Source organism: Haloferula luteola (assembly GCF_014201715.1).
Classification (GTDB): domain Bacteria; phylum Verrucomicrobiota; class Verrucomicrobiia; order Verrucomicrobiales; family Akkermansiaceae; genus Haloferula; species Haloferula luteola.
This window is the reverse complement of record NZ_JACHFD010000026.1, coordinates 1-16,492: the sequence shown is the minus strand read 5'-3', so window position 1 is coordinate 16,492 and position 16,492 is coordinate 1. Positions and strand designations below refer to the sequence as shown.

General features: G+C 62.8%; 14 protein-coding genes and 1 pseudogene. 12 read left to right on the top strand and 3 right to left on the bottom strand.

The annotated features are described in order from the left end of the window. Positions 1 to 49 precede the first annotated feature (49 nt). From HNR46_RS17810 to HNR46_RS17790, 5 genes are all read left to right on the top strand, one after another. Positions 50 to 4,474 carry a glycosyl hydrolase 115 family protein gene (locus HNR46_RS17810; protein WP_184021329.1) on the top strand — a complete coding sequence of 1,475 codons (4,425 nt, stop codon included), beginning with the start codon at positions 50 to 52 and terminating at the stop codon, positions 4,472 to 4,474. Between the two features lie 36 nt (positions 4,475 to 4,510). Further along, positions 4,511 to 5,248 carry a PEP-CTERM sorting domain-containing protein gene (locus HNR46_RS17805; RefSeq protein ID WP_184021326.1) on the top strand — a complete coding sequence of 246 codons (738 nt, stop codon included), beginning with the start codon at positions 4,511 to 4,513 and terminating at the stop codon, positions 5,246 to 5,248. A gap of 38 nt (positions 5,249 to 5,286) precedes the next feature. Further along, positions 5,287 to 7,320 carry a thrombospondin type 3 repeat-containing protein gene (locus HNR46_RS17800; protein WP_184021323.1) on the top strand — a complete coding sequence of 678 codons (2,034 nt, stop codon included), beginning with the start codon at positions 5,287 to 5,289 and terminating at the stop codon, positions 7,318 to 7,320. Between the two features lie 343 nt (positions 7,321 to 7,663). Further along, positions 7,664 to 9,076: a nucleoside hydrolase-like domain-containing protein gene (locus HNR46_RS17795; RefSeq protein ID WP_343076062.1), complete on the top strand. Its 1,413-nt coding sequence runs from the start codon at positions 7,664 to 7,666 to the stop codon at positions 9,074 to 9,076. Positions 9,077 to 9,177: 101 nt separating this feature from the next. Continuing rightward, complete coding sequence (locus HNR46_RS17790; protein ID WP_221285256.1) at positions 9,178 to 10,587, top strand: pectate lyase family protein; 1,410 nt, start codon at positions 9,178 to 9,180, stop codon at positions 10,585 to 10,587. Positions 10,588 to 10,668: 81 nt separating this feature from the next. Here the strand turns inward: HNR46_RS17790 and HNR46_RS21575 are convergent. Then, positions 10,669 to 10,851: pseudogene (locus HNR46_RS21575) on the bottom strand (hypothetical protein); the annotation flags it as partial. A 173-nt stretch (positions 10,852 to 11,024) separates the two neighbouring features. On the opposite strand from HNR46_RS21575, the gene tnpA reads away from it, so the two are divergent. The 7 genes from tnpA (at position 11,025) to HNR46_RS17755 (ending at position 15,525) form a co-directional block, all read left to right on the top strand. Next, on the top strand, positions 11,025 to 11,447 hold the full coding sequence (gene tnpA / locus HNR46_RS17785) for an IS66 family insertion sequence element accessory protein TnpA (protein WP_184021319.1): 423 nt from the start codon (positions 11,025 to 11,027) through the stop codon (positions 11,445 to 11,447). Between the two features lie 81 nt (positions 11,448 to 11,528). Further along, positions 11,529 to 11,714, top strand: a complete 186-nt coding sequence (locus HNR46_RS17780) for a hypothetical protein (protein WP_184021317.1) — start codon at positions 11,529 to 11,531, stop codon at positions 11,712 to 11,714. Continuing rightward, on the top strand, positions 11,711 to 12,067 hold the full coding sequence (gene tnpB / locus HNR46_RS17775; protein WP_184021315.1) for an IS66 family insertion sequence element accessory protein TnpB: 357 nt from the start codon (positions 11,711 to 11,713) through the stop codon (positions 12,065 to 12,067). The genes HNR46_RS17780 and tnpB overlap by 4 nt, the downstream gene beginning before the upstream one ends. A gap of 57 nt (positions 12,068 to 12,124) precedes the next feature. Then, positions 12,125 to 12,409 carry an IS66 family transposase gene (locus HNR46_RS21070; protein WP_184021377.1) on the top strand — a complete coding sequence of 95 codons (285 nt, stop codon included), beginning with the start codon at positions 12,125 to 12,127 and terminating at the stop codon, positions 12,407 to 12,409. Continuing rightward, positions 12,315 to 13,505: an IS66 family transposase gene (gene tnpC, locus HNR46_RS17765; protein WP_343076061.1), complete on the top strand. Its 1,191-nt coding sequence runs from the start codon at positions 12,315 to 12,317 to the stop codon at positions 13,503 to 13,505. The genes HNR46_RS21070 and tnpC overlap by 95 nt, the downstream gene beginning before the upstream one ends. A gap of 477 nt (positions 13,506 to 13,982) precedes the next feature. After that, positions 13,983 to 15,224 carry a group II intron reverse transcriptase/maturase gene (ltrA, locus tag HNR46_RS17760; RefSeq protein WP_184021313.1) on the top strand — a complete coding sequence of 414 codons (1,242 nt, stop codon included), beginning with the start codon at positions 13,983 to 13,985 and terminating at the stop codon, positions 15,222 to 15,224. 130 nt (positions 15,225 to 15,354) lie between these two features. Further along, positions 15,355 to 15,525, top strand: a complete 171-nt coding sequence (locus HNR46_RS17755) for a transposase domain-containing protein (protein WP_184021311.1) — start codon at positions 15,355 to 15,357, stop codon at positions 15,523 to 15,525. Positions 15,526 to 15,641: 116 nt separating this feature from the next. Here the strand turns inward: HNR46_RS17755 and HNR46_RS21260 are convergent, their stop codons facing one another. Continuing rightward, positions 15,642 to 16,058 carry a transposase gene (locus tag HNR46_RS21260; RefSeq protein ID WP_184021309.1) on the bottom strand — a complete coding sequence of 139 codons (417 nt, stop codon included), beginning with the start codon at positions 16,056 to 16,058 and terminating at the stop codon, positions 15,642 to 15,644. A gap of 23 nt (positions 16,059 to 16,081) precedes the next feature. After that, positions 16,082 to 16,384 carry a hypothetical protein gene (locus HNR46_RS17745; RefSeq protein WP_184021307.1) on the bottom strand — a complete coding sequence of 101 codons (303 nt, stop codon included), beginning with the start codon at positions 16,382 to 16,384 and terminating at the stop codon, positions 16,082 to 16,084. Positions 16,385 to 16,492: the final 108 nt, after the last annotated feature.

Genomic DNA, 16,492 nt, shown 5'->3' with positions numbered 1-16,492 from the left:
CAGATGTGCTCCGGCGGGCGGTTCCGCCGGTCCGCACAAGAAACCCGCAATGCTCCGCACTTCCTCCGTCTTTCCCTTTTCCCCCGGCCAGGCCCGTGCCTTGGCATGCCTTCTTCCCATCCTGCTGACACCCGCGTTGGCAGAGCCGTTGGCGATCGTCAACGGCGGCTTCGAGACCGGAAGCGACGGGCAATCGAGCTTGTCGCCCATCGCCGGTTGGACGGACTCCGGGACGAGCGCTGGCTTCTGGCTGCAGGACGGCAGCGGCGGTGGATCATTTCCTCAGGATCCGTCCGAGCCGCAGGCGGGCTCGCTCTACCTGACGGCCAACCGTCTGGCTGGCGGCGCGGGGGCCCAGCCGTCGTCCTCGACCCTCAGCCAGGTGGTCGCCATCCCGTCCGGAGACCTGCCGCTGGTCCAATCGGGCAATGCGGAGCTGAGCCTGGTGTTTTTCTATCAGGACACGGACACCAACGACACCGGCACGGTTTCCACCGAGTTTCTCGACGCATCGTCGCAGGTCGTCGGCACCGCCAGCAGCGGAGCGCTCTCGAACGTCGCGCCGAACGGCACTTCCTACAGCCCGTCGACCGCACCGTGGACCGAGGTGACGCTCGGATCCGCCGTTCCGTCGTCCGCGGTTTCCGTCCGCATCCGCATCCAGACGATCCGCACGGGAGGCTCCGCCACCAACGTGCATTTCGATTCGTTCAGCGCCACCATCGCGCCGCAGGGGCCACCACCCGAGTCGCCCTACCGCTCGACTACGCCGTGGGTGGCTTACGATGGATCCGCGCTCCCGGTCACGCCCGCCGGATCGTATTTCGCGCCGAGATTCATGCCGATCACGGAAACGCCGGAAGCCGGGTCCTTGATGATCGCCGGGGACGGCCAGGGCGCGCCCATCCACTACAGCGACGGGGACGCCGCCGTCGTCCGCATCGCCGCCGAGGCGCTGGCCGACGACGTCGAGCGGGTCACCGGGATCGTTCCTGTTGTTTCCACCGACGCGCCGGCCGCGGCAGAGGTGATCCTGATCGGCACCGTCGGAAAGAGTCCGCTCATCGACACGCTCGTCAGCACCGGCAGGATCGATGTATCCGCCATCGCCGGGAAATGGGAGGCCTACACCGCTGCGGTGGTGGAGAACCCGCAGCCGGGAGTGGACCGCGCGCTGGTCATCGCCGGCAGCGACCGTCGCGGCACGGCCTTCGGTGTCTTCGCCTTGTCGGAATCGATGGGCGTCTCGCCCTGGTATTTCTGGGGCGACGTGCCGACGCGGCAGAAGTCCGCGCTGCATGTCGCGGGCAGCCACACCCAGCCGTCACCCGGCGTGAAATACCGTGGCATCTTCCTCAACGACGAGGACTGGGGGCTGCAACCGTGGGCCGCCCAGACCTTCGAGCCGGAGGTCGGGAACATCGGGCCAAAGACCTACGCCACGATCTTCGAGCTGCTGCTCCGCCTGCACGCCAATGTCATCTGGCCGGCGATGCACGAGTTTCCGGTGGAAACCACGCCATTCTATCTGGTGCCCGGCAACAAGCAGGCCGCGGACGATCACGCCATCGTCATCAGCACCTCCCACCACGAGCCGATGCTGACGAACAGCCACGAGTATGACGAGGGCGTGCTGGGCCCCTACAACTACTGGACCAATCGCAGCAACATCTACGACTTCTGGGAACAGCGCGTCGAGGAAACCGCGGATTGCGAGAACATCTACACGATGGGCATGCGCGGGCGGACGGATGCCGGAATGCTCGCTCCCGCCGGCACTACCAACGCGCAGAAGGCGGAGAAGATCGAAACCGAGATCATCCCGGACCAGCGGCAGATGATCTCCGATCACGTCAACGGCGACGCCTCGGAGATCCCGCAGATCTTCATCCCCTACAAGGAGACGCTGGTGCAGTACCAGTCCGGCCTCGATCTGCCGGACGATGTGACGATCGTCTGGCCGGACGACAACCACGGCTACATCCGTCAGCTCTCGACGGCGGCCGAGCGCGCCCGCTCCGGCGGTTCCGGAGTTTACTATCACCTCTCCTACTGGGGCGTGCCGACGAGCTACTTGTGGTTCTGCTCGACGCCGCCGGGGATGACCCGCTCGGAGATGATGAAGGCCTGGGACTTCGGGGCCGACAAGATCTGGCTGGTCAACGTCGGCGACCTCAAGCCGCACGAGATCGGCACCGAGTTCTTCCTCCGCCTCGCCAGCAATCCCGAGGCGTTCCGCGAGTTTGACCAGAACGCGTGGTTCACCCAGTGGGCGGCGCGGAATTTCGAGCCGTCCCAGGCGAGCGCCATCGCCGACGTGCTCGAGGATTACTTCCGCCTCAACATCGTCAAACGCCCCGAGCACCTCAACCGGACGAGCAGCGGATTCAGTTTCACGGACAACGGCGACGAAGCCGCCAAGCGCCTCGCGGCCTTTTCACAGCTGACTGCCGACGCGGAGGGCATCTACAACCAGCTTCCCGCGGACCAGAAGCCCGCGTTCTACGAGATGGTCCTCTTCCCAGCGCGGGCTTGCTATCAGGTGAACCGCCGCAACCTGCAGGCCGAGCGGAGCCGGCTGTGGGCCACCCAGAACCGCGCCAATACCGCGGCCCCCGCCGCCGAGGCTCAGGCCGCCCACGCGGCGCTGCTTGCGGAGCTCGATTTCTACAACGGGGTCAACGCCGGCGGAAAGTGGGACAAGATGTTCAACCCAATGCCAATCGCGCAGCTGCCCGGCTGGGCTCAGGAAACGCAGAACCCATTCATCATGCCCTCGCTCGGCAGCTACTCGCCGCCCGGTCCGGCCTCCCTCGGGGTGGCCATCGAGGGTTCCGCCACGCAGCTGGCGGATGGTGTCCGCGGCGAGCTTCCGGTCTTCAGTGGTATCGCGGAGCCGGTGCGTTTCATCGACGTCTTCAACCTTGGCACCTCCGCCATGACATGGACCGCCACCGCGAGCGATCCGTGGATTACCCTCAGTCAGACCGGTGGCAGCGCCGATGCCCGGATTCAGGTCGGCATCGACTGGGAAACCGCACCCCGCGGCCATGCGGTGCCGGGAACAATCACGATCAGCGGTGCCGATGCGCAACGGACGGTGGGCCTGCGTGTCTTCCATCCTCTTGGACTCGATCCCGGCGCGTTGCCCGAAGCGGTGGAGAACAACGGCGTGGTGGTCATCGAGGCCGAGGATTTCACCAGCCGCAGCGACGCCGGCGATGGCACCGGCTGGCGCCGCCAGGATCAGGCCACCGCCTCGGACGACGGCATGACGATCCAGCCGGTCACCGCCGCCAGCCTGAACGCCGCGTCCCTTCCCGCCGACGCGCCGGTGCTCACCTATCAGTTCCACGCCTTCCGCACCGGTCCGGTCCGCATCCGCACCCAGTGCCTGCCGACCCACCGGATCACCTCGGACCATCTCGGCCTGCGCTACGCGATCTCACTCAACGGCGGCACTCCGCAGGTCATCGATGTGAATGCCGCCGAGTATTCCTCCGCGTGGAACGCCAACACCTTGCGCGCCGCATCGATCGGGGTTTCCAAACACGTGATCACCACCGCCGGGCCCCAAACCATCGAAATCCGCATGGTCGATGCGGGTGTCGTGCTCGACAAGCTCACCGTCGAGATCGCCTCCGGCGAATTCGAAGCCGAGGACCTCGGTGTGGACGACACGAACACCTCGGTGGTGCCCTTTACCGATCCGCCCGCCAGCGAGGGCGCCGGGCTCCACATCCAGTCCACCGCCGCGAACCGCTACGCCACGCTCGTCCTGCCCGACATCGCGGCCGGCGACTACCAGCTCACCGTCCGCGTCAAGAAATGGAGCAGCCGAGGTATCGTCCAGATGGCTGTGTCGGAGAGCCCGACCGGACCGTTCACCAACATCGGAAGCACCTACGACCTCTATAGTTCCAGCGAACTCTACACCGATCTCGAAACGCTGGAGGTGAGCTTCAACATCAGCGGTCCGAAATACCTCCGTTTCACCGCGGTCGGAAAAAACGCTTCTTCCAGCAACTACTGGATCCTGCTCGACAAGATCGCGCTCAAACCGGTCGCCAGCCTCGGCGATCAGCCGATCCGGAACTGGCGGACCTCGTTCTTCGGAAGCTCAGAAAACTTCGGTCTTGGCGCCGATCTCGCCGACCCGGACGGCGACCTCATTCCCAATCTCATCGAATACGCCACCGGCAGCTATCCGACCGTTCCCAACGCGTCTCCGGTCAGCACCGAGTGGAGCGCGGACCATCTTGTCATCGTCTTCAGCCGCGCCCGGGACGCCACCGACATCACCTACCGGGTCCTGGCGGGTGACGAACTGCCTCCGACATCCCCGATCTGGTCCAGTGAAACGGTTCCCTACCCGGGTGGCGACGCGCCCTACGTGATCACCACCGTCACCGATCCCCAGTCGGTCGGAGAATCCGACCGCCGGTTTCTCGTTCTCGAGGTCCAACGACCCTGAGAGCCGAACGCAAAACAACAAATACAAACCTGCACCATGCAAACAAGACCCCCGACACTCACGCGGCTCCTGGCTCACGTGAGCCTGCCGCTCGTCGCGATAGCGAAGCCTGCCACCGCGGCCACGATCACCCTGGTCAACGGCGGCTTCGACGCCGGAACCGACGGCTCGGCGATCATTTCCGGATGGACCGATTCCGCGCCATCCACTCCCGGCTTCTGGCTTGCCAACGACAACAGCCCGGGATCCGCACCCGATCCCACCGAGGCGCAGGGCGGTTCCGCGCTCTACCTCAGCACCAATCGCCTCACGGGCGGCGCGGGTTCCCAACCCTCGAGCTCCACGCTCAGCCAGTCGGTCACGCTGGATACCCCCACGCTCAACCTTCTTGCCGCCGGTTCCTCCCAGTTCGAACTCGATTTCTACTACTTCGACACCGACAGCAACGATACCGGACGGGGCACTGTCACCTTCCTTGATTCGTCCCTCGCCACCATCAGCTCGCTGACCACGGGAGATCTCCCGAACATCGGGGCGAACGGTACCTCCTACGATGCCGTCGACACGCCCTGGACCTTGGTGAACCTCGACGGTGCCATGCCGTTGAATACCACTTCGTTCCGGATCGACATCAGCACCGGACCGCGGGCCGGAGGTTCCGCCACCAACGTCCATTTCGACAGCTTCAGCGCGCAGCTCGTGCCCGAACCGAGCACCGCGCTTCTCGGCCTCCTCGGCTGCGTCGGACTCCTCCGCCGCCGGCGAGCTTCGTGAACCTTCGGCAATGAAGAAACCGAGGGCCGGCCGGGTTGATGGGTTTCCCCGTCCGGCCCTCCTCATGCCCGTTCTCCACCCCACCCAAACGAAACCCTCTCCTCGACGACCTGACTCAAACTCTGGACACGAACGTCCGAAGCCTCCGAAAACCCGATGAAACAACTATCCATTCCAACCCACCAGACCATGAGGCACCGGAAACGGGCGGTCATGTCATCCCTTCTCTCCGTATTCCTGCCGCCGCTCGTAGGGGCCGCGCCGAGATCGCTGCCGAGGATTCCGACAGTGACGGACTTCCCGACAGCTTCGAACAAACGATCATCGACGCGGACCCCGGGGACGGCGTCACCTATCTCAGCCACGTCGCGGGTCCGAACGACTTCCCGACAACCACTGACTTCGACGGGGACGGGTTGAGCGATGCGGATGAATACGACGGGTTCACCGATCCGCTCGATCCCGACTCGGACGACGACGGACTTCTCGACGGACCAGAGGTCAACGGAACCGACAACGTGGGCTCGAGCCACGGCTTCGGCCCCACCGATCCGTTGTTCGAAGACAGTGACTTCGACATGCTGCTCGACGGCGCTGAAGTCGCGGGAACGGACAATCAAGGGACCAGCCATGGTTTCGGGCCCACGGACCCGAACAGCGCCTTCAGCGATGCGGATTTCCTTGAAGACGGCTGGGAGATCGAGAACGGACTCAATCCGAACAGCGCGACCGGGGACGACGGCGACGAGGGTGATCCCGACTTGGACGGTCTCAACAACCTCGGCGAGTTCGACAACTTCTCCGATCCATTGAATCCGGATACCGACGGAGACCACCTGAAGGACGGGCCCGAGGTGGCCGGCACGGACAATAGCGACGTCAGCCACGGTTTCGGCCCCACCCTGCCCTGGGATCCGGACTCGGACGATGACGGATTTGGTGACTGGCTCGAGATCGCGCTAACCAGCGACCCCAACAGCGCCGCCAGCTTGCCGGGAACCACCGTTCCTTTCGTGAACGGTGGGTTCGAGTCGCCGGCCGTGACGCCATCGGGTGCGGGCATCAGCATCTCGGGAGGTTTGGTCCCCGGCTGGTCCGCGGTGGAAAACGACATGTATGTGACCGACGTGTTCACCGGAGCCGCTGTGTCGGCGGGAAACCCGACCGCCGCGAACGAGGGTGCCCAATTCGCGACCGCGGAACGGCGGGCTCCCGATCCGGATGTTGACGCCACCGCCTACGTCGGCGGGATCAATGCGACGATGAGCATGCGGCAGGACCTCGATGTCTCCTCGCTGGCCGCCGAAATCGACGCGGGTGCACGCACGATCGCGGTCACCTTCGATTTCTATGACGACGATGTGTATGACAACGGCATCGTCCGCCTTGAGTTCCTTGACGCATCCGATGCCAGTCTCGGACGTCAGGTCTCGTTCCGGACCGACGACGTGCCGGAAATCGCTGCATGGCAGACCCGCTCGGTCTCCGGTTATCCCCCGGCGAGCACCCGGTCGGTGCGTGTGACGGTGGAGGTGATCAAGGCGGTCGTGAACACGACTTCGGTGCGGAACGTGCACTTCGATGACTTCCGGGCCTCGCTGTTCCACCTCGATGAGGACAACGACGGCATGGCGGACGACTGGGAAATCGCGAATAGTCTGGATCCCGATGACATGACCGATGCCGCCGGCCAGGACGATGCGGACACGCTCGGAAATCTCGCGGAATTCGAAGCCGGCACGAATCCCTTCGCGGCCGACACCGACGGAGATGGCTTCAACGACGACGTCGAACTCGCGGCGGGAAGTGACCCGCTCGATCCGTCATCGGTTCCGGCTTTGGACTCGGACCTTGTCGTCACCGCGGCCGCGTTCGATCCGGAGGGCGACTTCGTCATGACTGTCTCGGGCCTGAACCCCGCGCGCAACTACCGGCTCATGAGAGGAACCGATCTCGCGGGATTCTTGTTCGAGGTCGCGATCAAACAACCTGTCTCGGAAACGGATTCGTTCACCGACGCCGACCCGCCCGCCGGCAAGGCATTCTACAGGGTCGAGGAGGTCAGTCCTTGATGCGACCGCCCGTGAAAACACATAGTGTCGTAGCGTGTCTTTTCCGATCCTCCAGCCAGGAACCGGGCGAATCGTTGGAGAATCCCCAACAAAAGCACGGAGTTGCCGCGTAAGCTCCGAATACACAGGAAAGCGAATGATGTTGTCCCATCGTAGCGAATCCGAACCGGGAGGTCTGGAACTCCAGACCCGGATGCTTGAAGGTTTCCTAAGGATCATTAACCCGTTGCTGAGTCATCTGACTAAGACGTGCGGATGGCGCCTAACGGGCGGGCATCCAGGTTGCCGGGACGTGAACGGATTCGTCGGGCGCGGTGCGGTCTCGGGTTTCCGTTGCTCCACGGTGATCTTGGCAGGCTGCCTCCTGGTTTCTTCCGCCCAGCCGGGTTTTTCTCAGGAGAAGAAGCCCCGTGTTCTCGTCACCAGCGATGGCGAGATCGATGATGAGTGTTCCATGGTGCGCTTTCTCCTCTACGCGAACGAATGGGACATCGAGGGCATCATCACCTCGAGCTCCCAGTATCATTGGCAAGGCCACAAGTGGGCGGGCGACGACTGGGTCGAACCCTATCTCGACGCCTACGCCAAGGTGCTACCCAACCTGATCAAGCATGACCCCGGGTACCCGACGGCGGACTTTCTAAGGGCCCGCACTTTACTGGGCAACGTGAAGTCGGAGGGAGACATGGAGGAGCCTACGGATGGATCGAATCGTATCGTCGACGTCCTGCTCGATGCGTCCGATCCGCGTCCCGTCTGGATCCAGGCCTGGGGAGGAACCAACACGATCGCCCGTGCTCTGAAGACAATTGAGGATGAGCATCCGGAGCGGATGAGGGAGGCCGCGGGGAAATGCCGGTTCTTTTTCATCTGGGAGCAGGACTCGACCTATCAGGACTACATCCGGCCGGTCTGGGGGAAGTATGGCATTCCCACGATCATTTCCGACCAGTTCATCGCCTACTTCTACCTATGGAAGGAATACCTCCCTTCTGAACAGCAGAACGTTCTCTCCGGATCATGGATGAAACCGAACATACTGGACGGGCACGGTCCGTTGTGCGCCCTGTACAAGGCACACGGAAAGGGTGAGCAGGGCTTCGACGAGGGAGATTTCCGCTCCGAGGGGGATTCGCCCACGTTCCTGCATACGATTCCGACCGGCTTGCGGAGCATGGAGTCGCCGGACTGGGGCGGCTGGGGCGGCCGCTATGTGAAAGTCCGTGAGAACACCTGGCTCGATCACGTGGCCGAGCCGGGATACGAGTATCCGATAGGGCGATGGTATACCAGCAATGCCTGGGGGCGGCAGAGGCTGAAGAAAGGGATTCCGAATGACGCCGAACTCGTAAACTACCTGAAGCCGATGTGGCGCTGGACAGAGGCCGTTCAGAATGACTTCGCCTCCCGGGCCGACTGGTGTGTAAAGCCGTTTGCCGAGGCCAATCATCCGCCTGTTGTGAAGCTGGACCATCCCCGGAATCTGAAGGTTGCCGCGGGAGAGACCGTTCAGCTCGGTGCGATGGGGAGCAGCGACCCCGATGGCGATCCGCTGGACTACAAGTGGTGGATTTACGGGGAGGCGGGGACCTATCCTGGAACGATCAAGATTCCTGGTTCGGGGAATCAGACCACTGAGCTCTCCCTACCGGATGATTTCCGCAAGGGAATGAGCATTCACGTGATCTGCGAGGTCACGGACCGGGGGACGCCGCCATTGACCCGGTATCAGCGGGTGGTTCTGCGAGCCGAATAGGGCCTTTGCCCCGAACTCCGTGATTCACTGAGATCCCGAGCCTTTGAGAGAAAAACCAACCGGACCGGGTAGTGGTCGCGAAACAGATTGCCAATCAAACCATGAAAACAAATCGACTCCTCCTACTGGCTGCGGTCCTGCCCGTAGTCCTGTCCTGCCCATCCTTGTGTCTGGCCGAAGGACAAGTGGCCTTTCCCACCGCCGAGGGCTACGGCAAGTTCACAGTCGGCGGTCGTGGCGGCAAGGTCATCGAGGTCACAAATCTCAACGACTCCGGCGAGGGGAGCCTGCGGGCGGCGGTACGGGAGAAAGGTCCGAGGACGGTGGTGTTCCGCGTTTCGGGAACGATTGACCTGAAGAGCGACCTGAAGATCGGAAACCCCTTCATCACCATCGCCGGACAGACGGCGCCGGGGGATGGCATCTGTCTCAAGCGATATCCGCTGGTGATCGACGCCGACGAGGTGATCATCCGTTACCTGCGGGTCCGTTTTGGCGACGAGTCGGGAAAGGATGCGGACGCCGTGTCGAGCCGCTTCGTGAACAACCTGATCCTCGACCACGTTTCGGCGAGCTGGAGTGTCGACGAGACGATGTCCGTCTATCACTGCGGGAACGTCACCGTCCAGTGGTGCATGATCACGGAAAGCATGTTCAAGTCGAACCATTCGAAGGGATCGCATAGCTTCGGAGGGATCTGGGGTTCGAACCGAAGTTCCTATCATCACAACCTGATCGCCCACCACACGAGTCGCAATCCGCGTTTCGCCTCGGGTTGCGGCAACACCGACTACCGGAACAACGTGCTCTACAACTGGGGATATCGCAGTTGCTACGGTGGGGAGGCCCGGCAGGACGGGAGCGGGAAGTTCAGCTTCTCGAACATCAACATGGTCGCCAACTACTACAAGCCGGGTCCCGCGACCGCTCTGGGCAGGAGGTCCGAGCTGGCGGAGCCCTCGGCACGTGGTGACGACGACAGGGGGAGTTGGCATGTGGCGGGCAACGTTGTGGAGGGCAGTCCGGAAGTGACCGGCGACAACTGGAAAGGCATCCGGGGGAAGAACTACATCAAGCTCGGCGAGCCATGGGATGCGATGCCGATCAGGCAACAGACCGCGGAAGAGGCCTACGTGTCGGTGCTGGCGGATGCAGGTGCCACCTTGCCGAAACGTGACCCGATCGACGCCCGGATCGTCGAGGAGGTCCGAATGGGATCCGCGACTTACGGGGGCTCCTATGGAAAAGGTGATTCCAAGTCGGAGGATTCAGGTCCATGTGGGATCATCGACTCCCAGAACGACGTCGGCGGCTGGCCCGAGCTGAAGAGCGGAGAAGCTCTGGCCGACTCCGATCACGACGGCATGCCCGACGCGTGGGAGAAGAAGAATGGCTTGAATCCGGAAGATCCGGCCGACGGGAACAGGGTGGCTGCGGACGGTTACACCATGCTCGAGCGGCATCTGAACGGGGATAGGAGCGGAGCGTCGCGAGGGCTCGGCTTCCGTTAGGCGGACGCCAGGAGCGGTTTGCAAGGTCACCGCACATGGATGATCGCCCGGCGGTAGGCGACGAGGCCGGGCGCCGTTGTCGGAAAGCTCCAGAATCACGTGAATGGTCTTCCCGCCCGCGTCAGCCGGGATGTGAACCGTGGCGACGGAGGACGAGGTTCCCTCGATCTTGACGTCGCCGCGGTAGGTTCCGGGTTCCTCATAGTAGAACCAGAGGTGGTTTAACTCGTCCTTTTCGGGGTCGGCGGATCCCTTCATATCCAGCGTTACGGTGGAACCCGTAGGCCGCCTTCCTTCCAGGCGACCGTGGAACGTAGACTCCGTCTAATGGCGCTTAGATTACGCGGCTCGCCTTTGCTTTCCACGGTGTAAGCGCTCCATGAAGCACCCGTTCCCGGGCGGGTCATGGAGGTGATAGATAGGCATGAATGACCTCTATGACCGAATCCGGGGGGACGGTGATCCGTTCCGACCGCCGTGGGCGTATGCTGGTGAGCCCCGAACAGCGTGAGGCCCTGCTCGACGAGTTCGAGCGCGGCGGGCTCTCCGGCATGGCCTTCTGCAAGCTCCACGGGCTCGTCTACCCGACCTTCGCGTCTTGGCGCAAGAAGCGGCGGGAGAAGCCGGCGGCCGGCTCACCCGCGTTTGCCGAGGTCGTGCTCGGCGGCGCGGTCCCGGTCGGCAGGCGTCCGGACCACAGCATCCCGCTTCGCGTCAGCCTGCCGTCTGGCGCCGTGGTCGAGGTGTCCGGCCGCGACAGCTCCCTCGTAAGCCCCCGAGCGACCGCCGTTGGGACGATCTCGGCGGACTCCCCTGACGTGTCAGGATCGCCGGATGTCACGGACACGTTACACCGATGAGGACAAGGCCCGCTTGCTCGGGGAGTTCGAAGCCTGCGGCGGAAGCGCTGCCGCGAGCGCGGCATTTCCTACCAAACCTTCATGGCTTGGAGTCGTAAACTCCACAACGGTGGCCTCGCCCGCCGCAAGGTGGGCGAGGCGGTGGAGTTCGTGGAACTCGCCCTTGAGCCCCCCGGCGGCAGCCGGATGGAGTCAGCCCCGCAGGTCGAACTCGACTTCGGCGGCGGCTTCGTCCTGCGCATCCACCTCCCGATCCCGCCCCGATGATCCTCACCCACAGCGTGAAGGTCTGCCTGGCCACCCAACCCTGCGACCTGCGGAAAAGCTTCGACACCTTGAGCGTAGTGGTGCGCAACGAGTTGCACGAGGACCCGCTGTCGCGAAAAGTCTTCGTTTTCCTCAACCGCCAAGGCGACCGCGTGAAGATGCTCTACTGGGATGGCAGCGGCTTGTGGATCCTGATGAAACGGCTCGAGCGTGGCCGCTTTTTCCGCCCCCGTCCCGCGGCCGACGGGGAGGTGAAGCTCACGCTCAAGCCCGAGGCGCTTGAAATGCTGCTCAGCGGCATCGACCTCAAGGACGGCATGCAGCGCGCCTGGTACAAACTACCAGAAAAGTAGTAGCCACAGCACCCGCGGGCTTGTCATCGTCTCCAGACGGTTCATCCTACCCGCACTTTGGACGACGAGCGGGCACAAGCCAGGATCAAGGAACTCGAGGCGCAGGTGCTCCTGCTCACCCAGCAGCTCGACTGGCTCAAGCGCCAGCTCTTCGACCGCAAGAGCGAGCGCTTCGAGCACCCCGAACTCTTCGACCCCGCCGAACCGGGAAAAGCCCCGTCCTCCGGCCACGCGGCCGCACCGGAGGATAAGCCGCAAGCCGCAAGCCGCCGAACAAGCACCAGCCAGGCGCGAGCACAAGACCCGCACCCGGCGCCTGCCGCAGCACCTCCCGGTCATTGAGGAAGAAGCCGCCCCGCCCGCCGAAGTGCTTGCCGAGCCCGATGCCTGGCGCAAGACCAGCTGCGAGACCAGCGACCAGCTCGAAAAGGAGCCCGGCTACTTTTACCTCCGCCGCACCGTGCGCTGGCGCTACGTGCCGGTCGACCAACCCTTTGCCACCCCCGTCATCTCGCCGGCCAAGCCCCGTATCATCGATAACGGCTTCCTCGGCCCCGGCCTGCTCGCCGAGCTGCTCGCCAACAAATACCTCTACCACCTGCCCTTTCACCGCCAGCACCAGCTCAACCTGCGGCGCCATGGCGTGGACATCGACGAAAACACCATGCACGACGCCGCGGAGAAAGTCGGCGACCAGCTCGGCATCCTCGTCGCCCGCATGAAAGAGCGCATGCTCGCCGGCGGCGTCGTCCGCTCCGATGAGACCCCCGTGCGCTGCCTCGACCGCACTGCGCCCGGCGGCACTGCGCCCGGCGGCAGCAAGCTCGGCTACTTCTGGGTTTACCGCGGACCGAGCGGCGATGTCATCTTCGACTGGCAGACCAGTCGCGAGCATCGCCACCTCGCCCAATGGTTCGATGAAAACTTCGAAGGCGTCCTGCTAAGCGACGGCTACCAAGCCTATGCCGCCTACTGCGAACTCCAGGCGCGGCGCCGAAAGAAAGTCCGCCGAGCCGCCTGCCTCGCCCATATCCGCCGCAAGTTCGAAGCCGCGCTGAAAGAGCGGCCCGCTGTCGTCGCTTGGATCCTCAAACAGATCGCCGCGCTTTATCGCATCGAGCGCGATCTCGAAGACCATGGCGCGACCACCGAAGTCCGGGCACGAGTGCGGCACAACCGCAGCCTTCCCCTCATCCGCCTGTTAGGCAAAGCATTGAAACACCTCAGTGCCACCGCCATCCGTCCCAAGAGCCGGCTGGGAGAAGCGCTCCATTATGCCCTCGGCCAATGGAGCGCCATGCACACCTTTCTGGATGACGGACGCGTGGCCATCGACAACAACTCCACCGAGCGCGACATCCGGTCGACGGCGGTGGGGAAGAAGAACTGGCTCTGTGTGTCACGAAAGGAGGTCAATGATGTAGAGAAAGCGGCATAGACCAACTGAACTTCAAGCTGGATGGAGGAAGGCCCTCCGGTCAGGGCCTGCAGGGGCACTGACCAAACGGCCCGATGCTGCGCCTTTCCAACGAAAGGGGTGGTGAGCGATTCGGGAAAAGGCGGAGGACACTACCGTCACGTGGGACCTGCGAAGCCGAACGAAAGTGAACCGTCCGATGAAGCGTCGAAATCTTAGGTGATGTCCAAAGGGAGCCTTACAGCCGTCTCCTGAGCAAGGTGCAGAAGAGACCTGTTTACGGACTGCATGGCATCCGGTGTGAAGGCGGCGGGAGCGCAGGAACAGGCCAGTTTGAGGAACGTGAGAACCTGCATTCGGCACGCAACGGAGTGCAGGGGCGGACAGGCCCGTAGTAGTGATGAAGTCTCTGTAATAGGGATGGAGCGAAGGAGCCTGCGTCACCGAATTGAATCTTACCCAACTTCTTCCGGCGCTGCTGAGAGGGAGGATGAGGCAATGAAACAAGGAAAAGTATTTGAGATACCAAAAGCGTTGGTCTGGCAATCCTACCAGCAGGTCCGGAAGAATAAAGGAGCTGCAGGGTGCGATGGCCAGACCCTGAAAGAGTTTGATGTGCACCGGGACCAGAACCTCTACAAGATCTGGAATCGGCTGAGCTCCGGGAGCTACTTTCCACCACCGGTCTTGGAGAAGAAAATCCCCAAGGGCGACGGAAAGGAGCGAACCCTCGGCATACCCACCGTGGCGGACCGAATCGCCCAGGGCGCAGTCAAGATCCACTTGGAAAGGATGCTGGAACCGGAGTTTGACGACGACTCCTATGGGTATCGGCCGGGCAAATCAGCCCACGATGCCCTTGAGGTCTGCAAACGAAGGTGCTGGCAACACAGTTGGGTTCTGGAAATTGACATCCGGGCCTTCTTCGACTGTGTGCGCCATGATCTGGTCCTCAAGGCTCTTGAACACCATCAGGTGCCCCAGTGGATCCTGCTCTATTGCCGGCGTTGGCTGGAAGCTCCCTCGGTGGAGAAGCCAGGTCAGCAGTCGGTCGAGGTCAGGCGGCTGGGGACTCCCCAGGGAGGAGTGATTTCGCCGCTGCTGGCGAACCTCTTCCTCCACTACGCATTCGACCAATGGATGCGCCGAAGCCACCCTGGGGTTGATTTCGAGCGATACGCCGACGACATCGTGTGCCACTGCGACACGATGAAGGAGGCGCAGGCGCTCGAAGCCGCCTTGGAGAAGCGAATGGGAGAGGTCGGGTTGACGCTCCACCCGAAGAAAACCCAAGTGGTCTACGTGGATACCTTCAAACGCTACAACGTGAAGACGTCGTTCACCTTTTTGGGATACGACTTCCAACTGCGCGTTGTCAAAGGAAGGACCGGCAAGCTGCGCCGAGTGTGCATGCCGGGAGCATCCAAGGAGGCCATGAAGGAGATCACCAAGACAGTGCGAAGCTGGCGAATCCACCGAGGAACGGCCGAGAATGCCGAGCAACTGGCGAGACGGTACAATGCCACCGTGGCGGGCTGGATCGCCTACTACGGCAAGTACTGGTATCGAAACTTCAGCTATCGGCTCTGGAGCGTGCTCCAGTCGAGGCTGATCAAGTGGATCGAAGCGAAGTATCGGCTTGGGGTTCGGGCGGCGACAAACCGGCTGAAACTGATGAGGAGAGAGCAACCCACTCTATTCGCGCACTGGCATCTCCTACGTGCGACAACAAATACGTGACGAAGAGCCGGATGACGGGAGACTGTCACGTCCGGTTCTGCGAGAGCCCAGAGGGTGAAAATCCCTCTGGGCGACTCGACTTATCGGTCATCCCGAAGCCGGAGACCGCAGCGCCGCGCTCTACACCGTATTGATCAGCGCCCTCTACCATGGCGTCGATCCGCAAGCGTATCTCAAGGACGTCATCGAGCGCCTGCCCACGATGCGGCCCAACGAACTTGACGCCCTGTTTCCGGAAGTCTGGGCCGCCGAAAACCGCGCCAAACACCCCGCCGCCCGCGACCTCAAGCGCGTCGCCTGATCAATCCGACCTTCAGCGTCCACCCCATCGCTCGGGGGCTTACAAACCGTGCCGTCAGCGTCCACCGCGACGCTATGATCAAACCCGTGCTTAGTTTTCTGGGTGCTGCTGAGGATTTAGTGGGTAGCAGAGGCAGGCCTACGGAGTGTGAGTTTGCCTGCGATCCAGTAGGCGATAGCGCGGAAGTTCTCAAAGCGGCGGTATCCACGGGCCCGCCGCTTGGCCAGTTGGAGGAGACCGTTGACCGCTTCGAGTGCCGATGAAGTTGTGTAGTTCTGATAGTAGCCGAGGATGCGCGGGACCCGGGCCTCCAGCAAGGTGCGGTGCTCAAAGAACTTCAGATGCTCCCACTGCCGGGTCCGGGTGTCGTGAACCGCGCAAGGCTCACCGCTCTCGGGGTCGGCAAAACGGGCGCCCCGCTCGAAGTCGATCTTGATGACCAGCTTCTTCGCCCCGGGATCAAAGTCGCATTCGGTCACCACCCAGGGCTCCGCGAGCCCCAGAGCTTGCTTGAAAAACACTTCGACTGACATCCCCGGGAGCCTACAAAGCCCCCTCAAAGAACGGAATCCTCAAGTCGCTCCACCCACCAAAGATCCAGAAGCGCCACATGGGTTCTTCCGAACTGCCAGTTGGTGCGATCCATGGCCAGAATCCATCCGTCATCTGGCTTGGGGACCAGAGCGAGAACGAGGCGGCCCACCGCCTTGGAGGGCAGGCGGCAGAGGGCGAAAAACCGCTGGAAGCGTCTGTAGACCGAACGGCTGTCGGCCTCGGTATCGGGATGCTTGGAGAGCCATACCAGCGAGACGGTAAGCTCGGCGATCACCGCCAGGACGAGCATCAACAGGCAGGTCATCCTCGCCTTGGGCAGCTTTAGTTCTACTTAGTTAAATTGGTGGGAATTCCGGTCCGTCCGTTCCATCGGCGCTCGATATCTGCCTTGCGTTTCCGGTGCCGATGATGG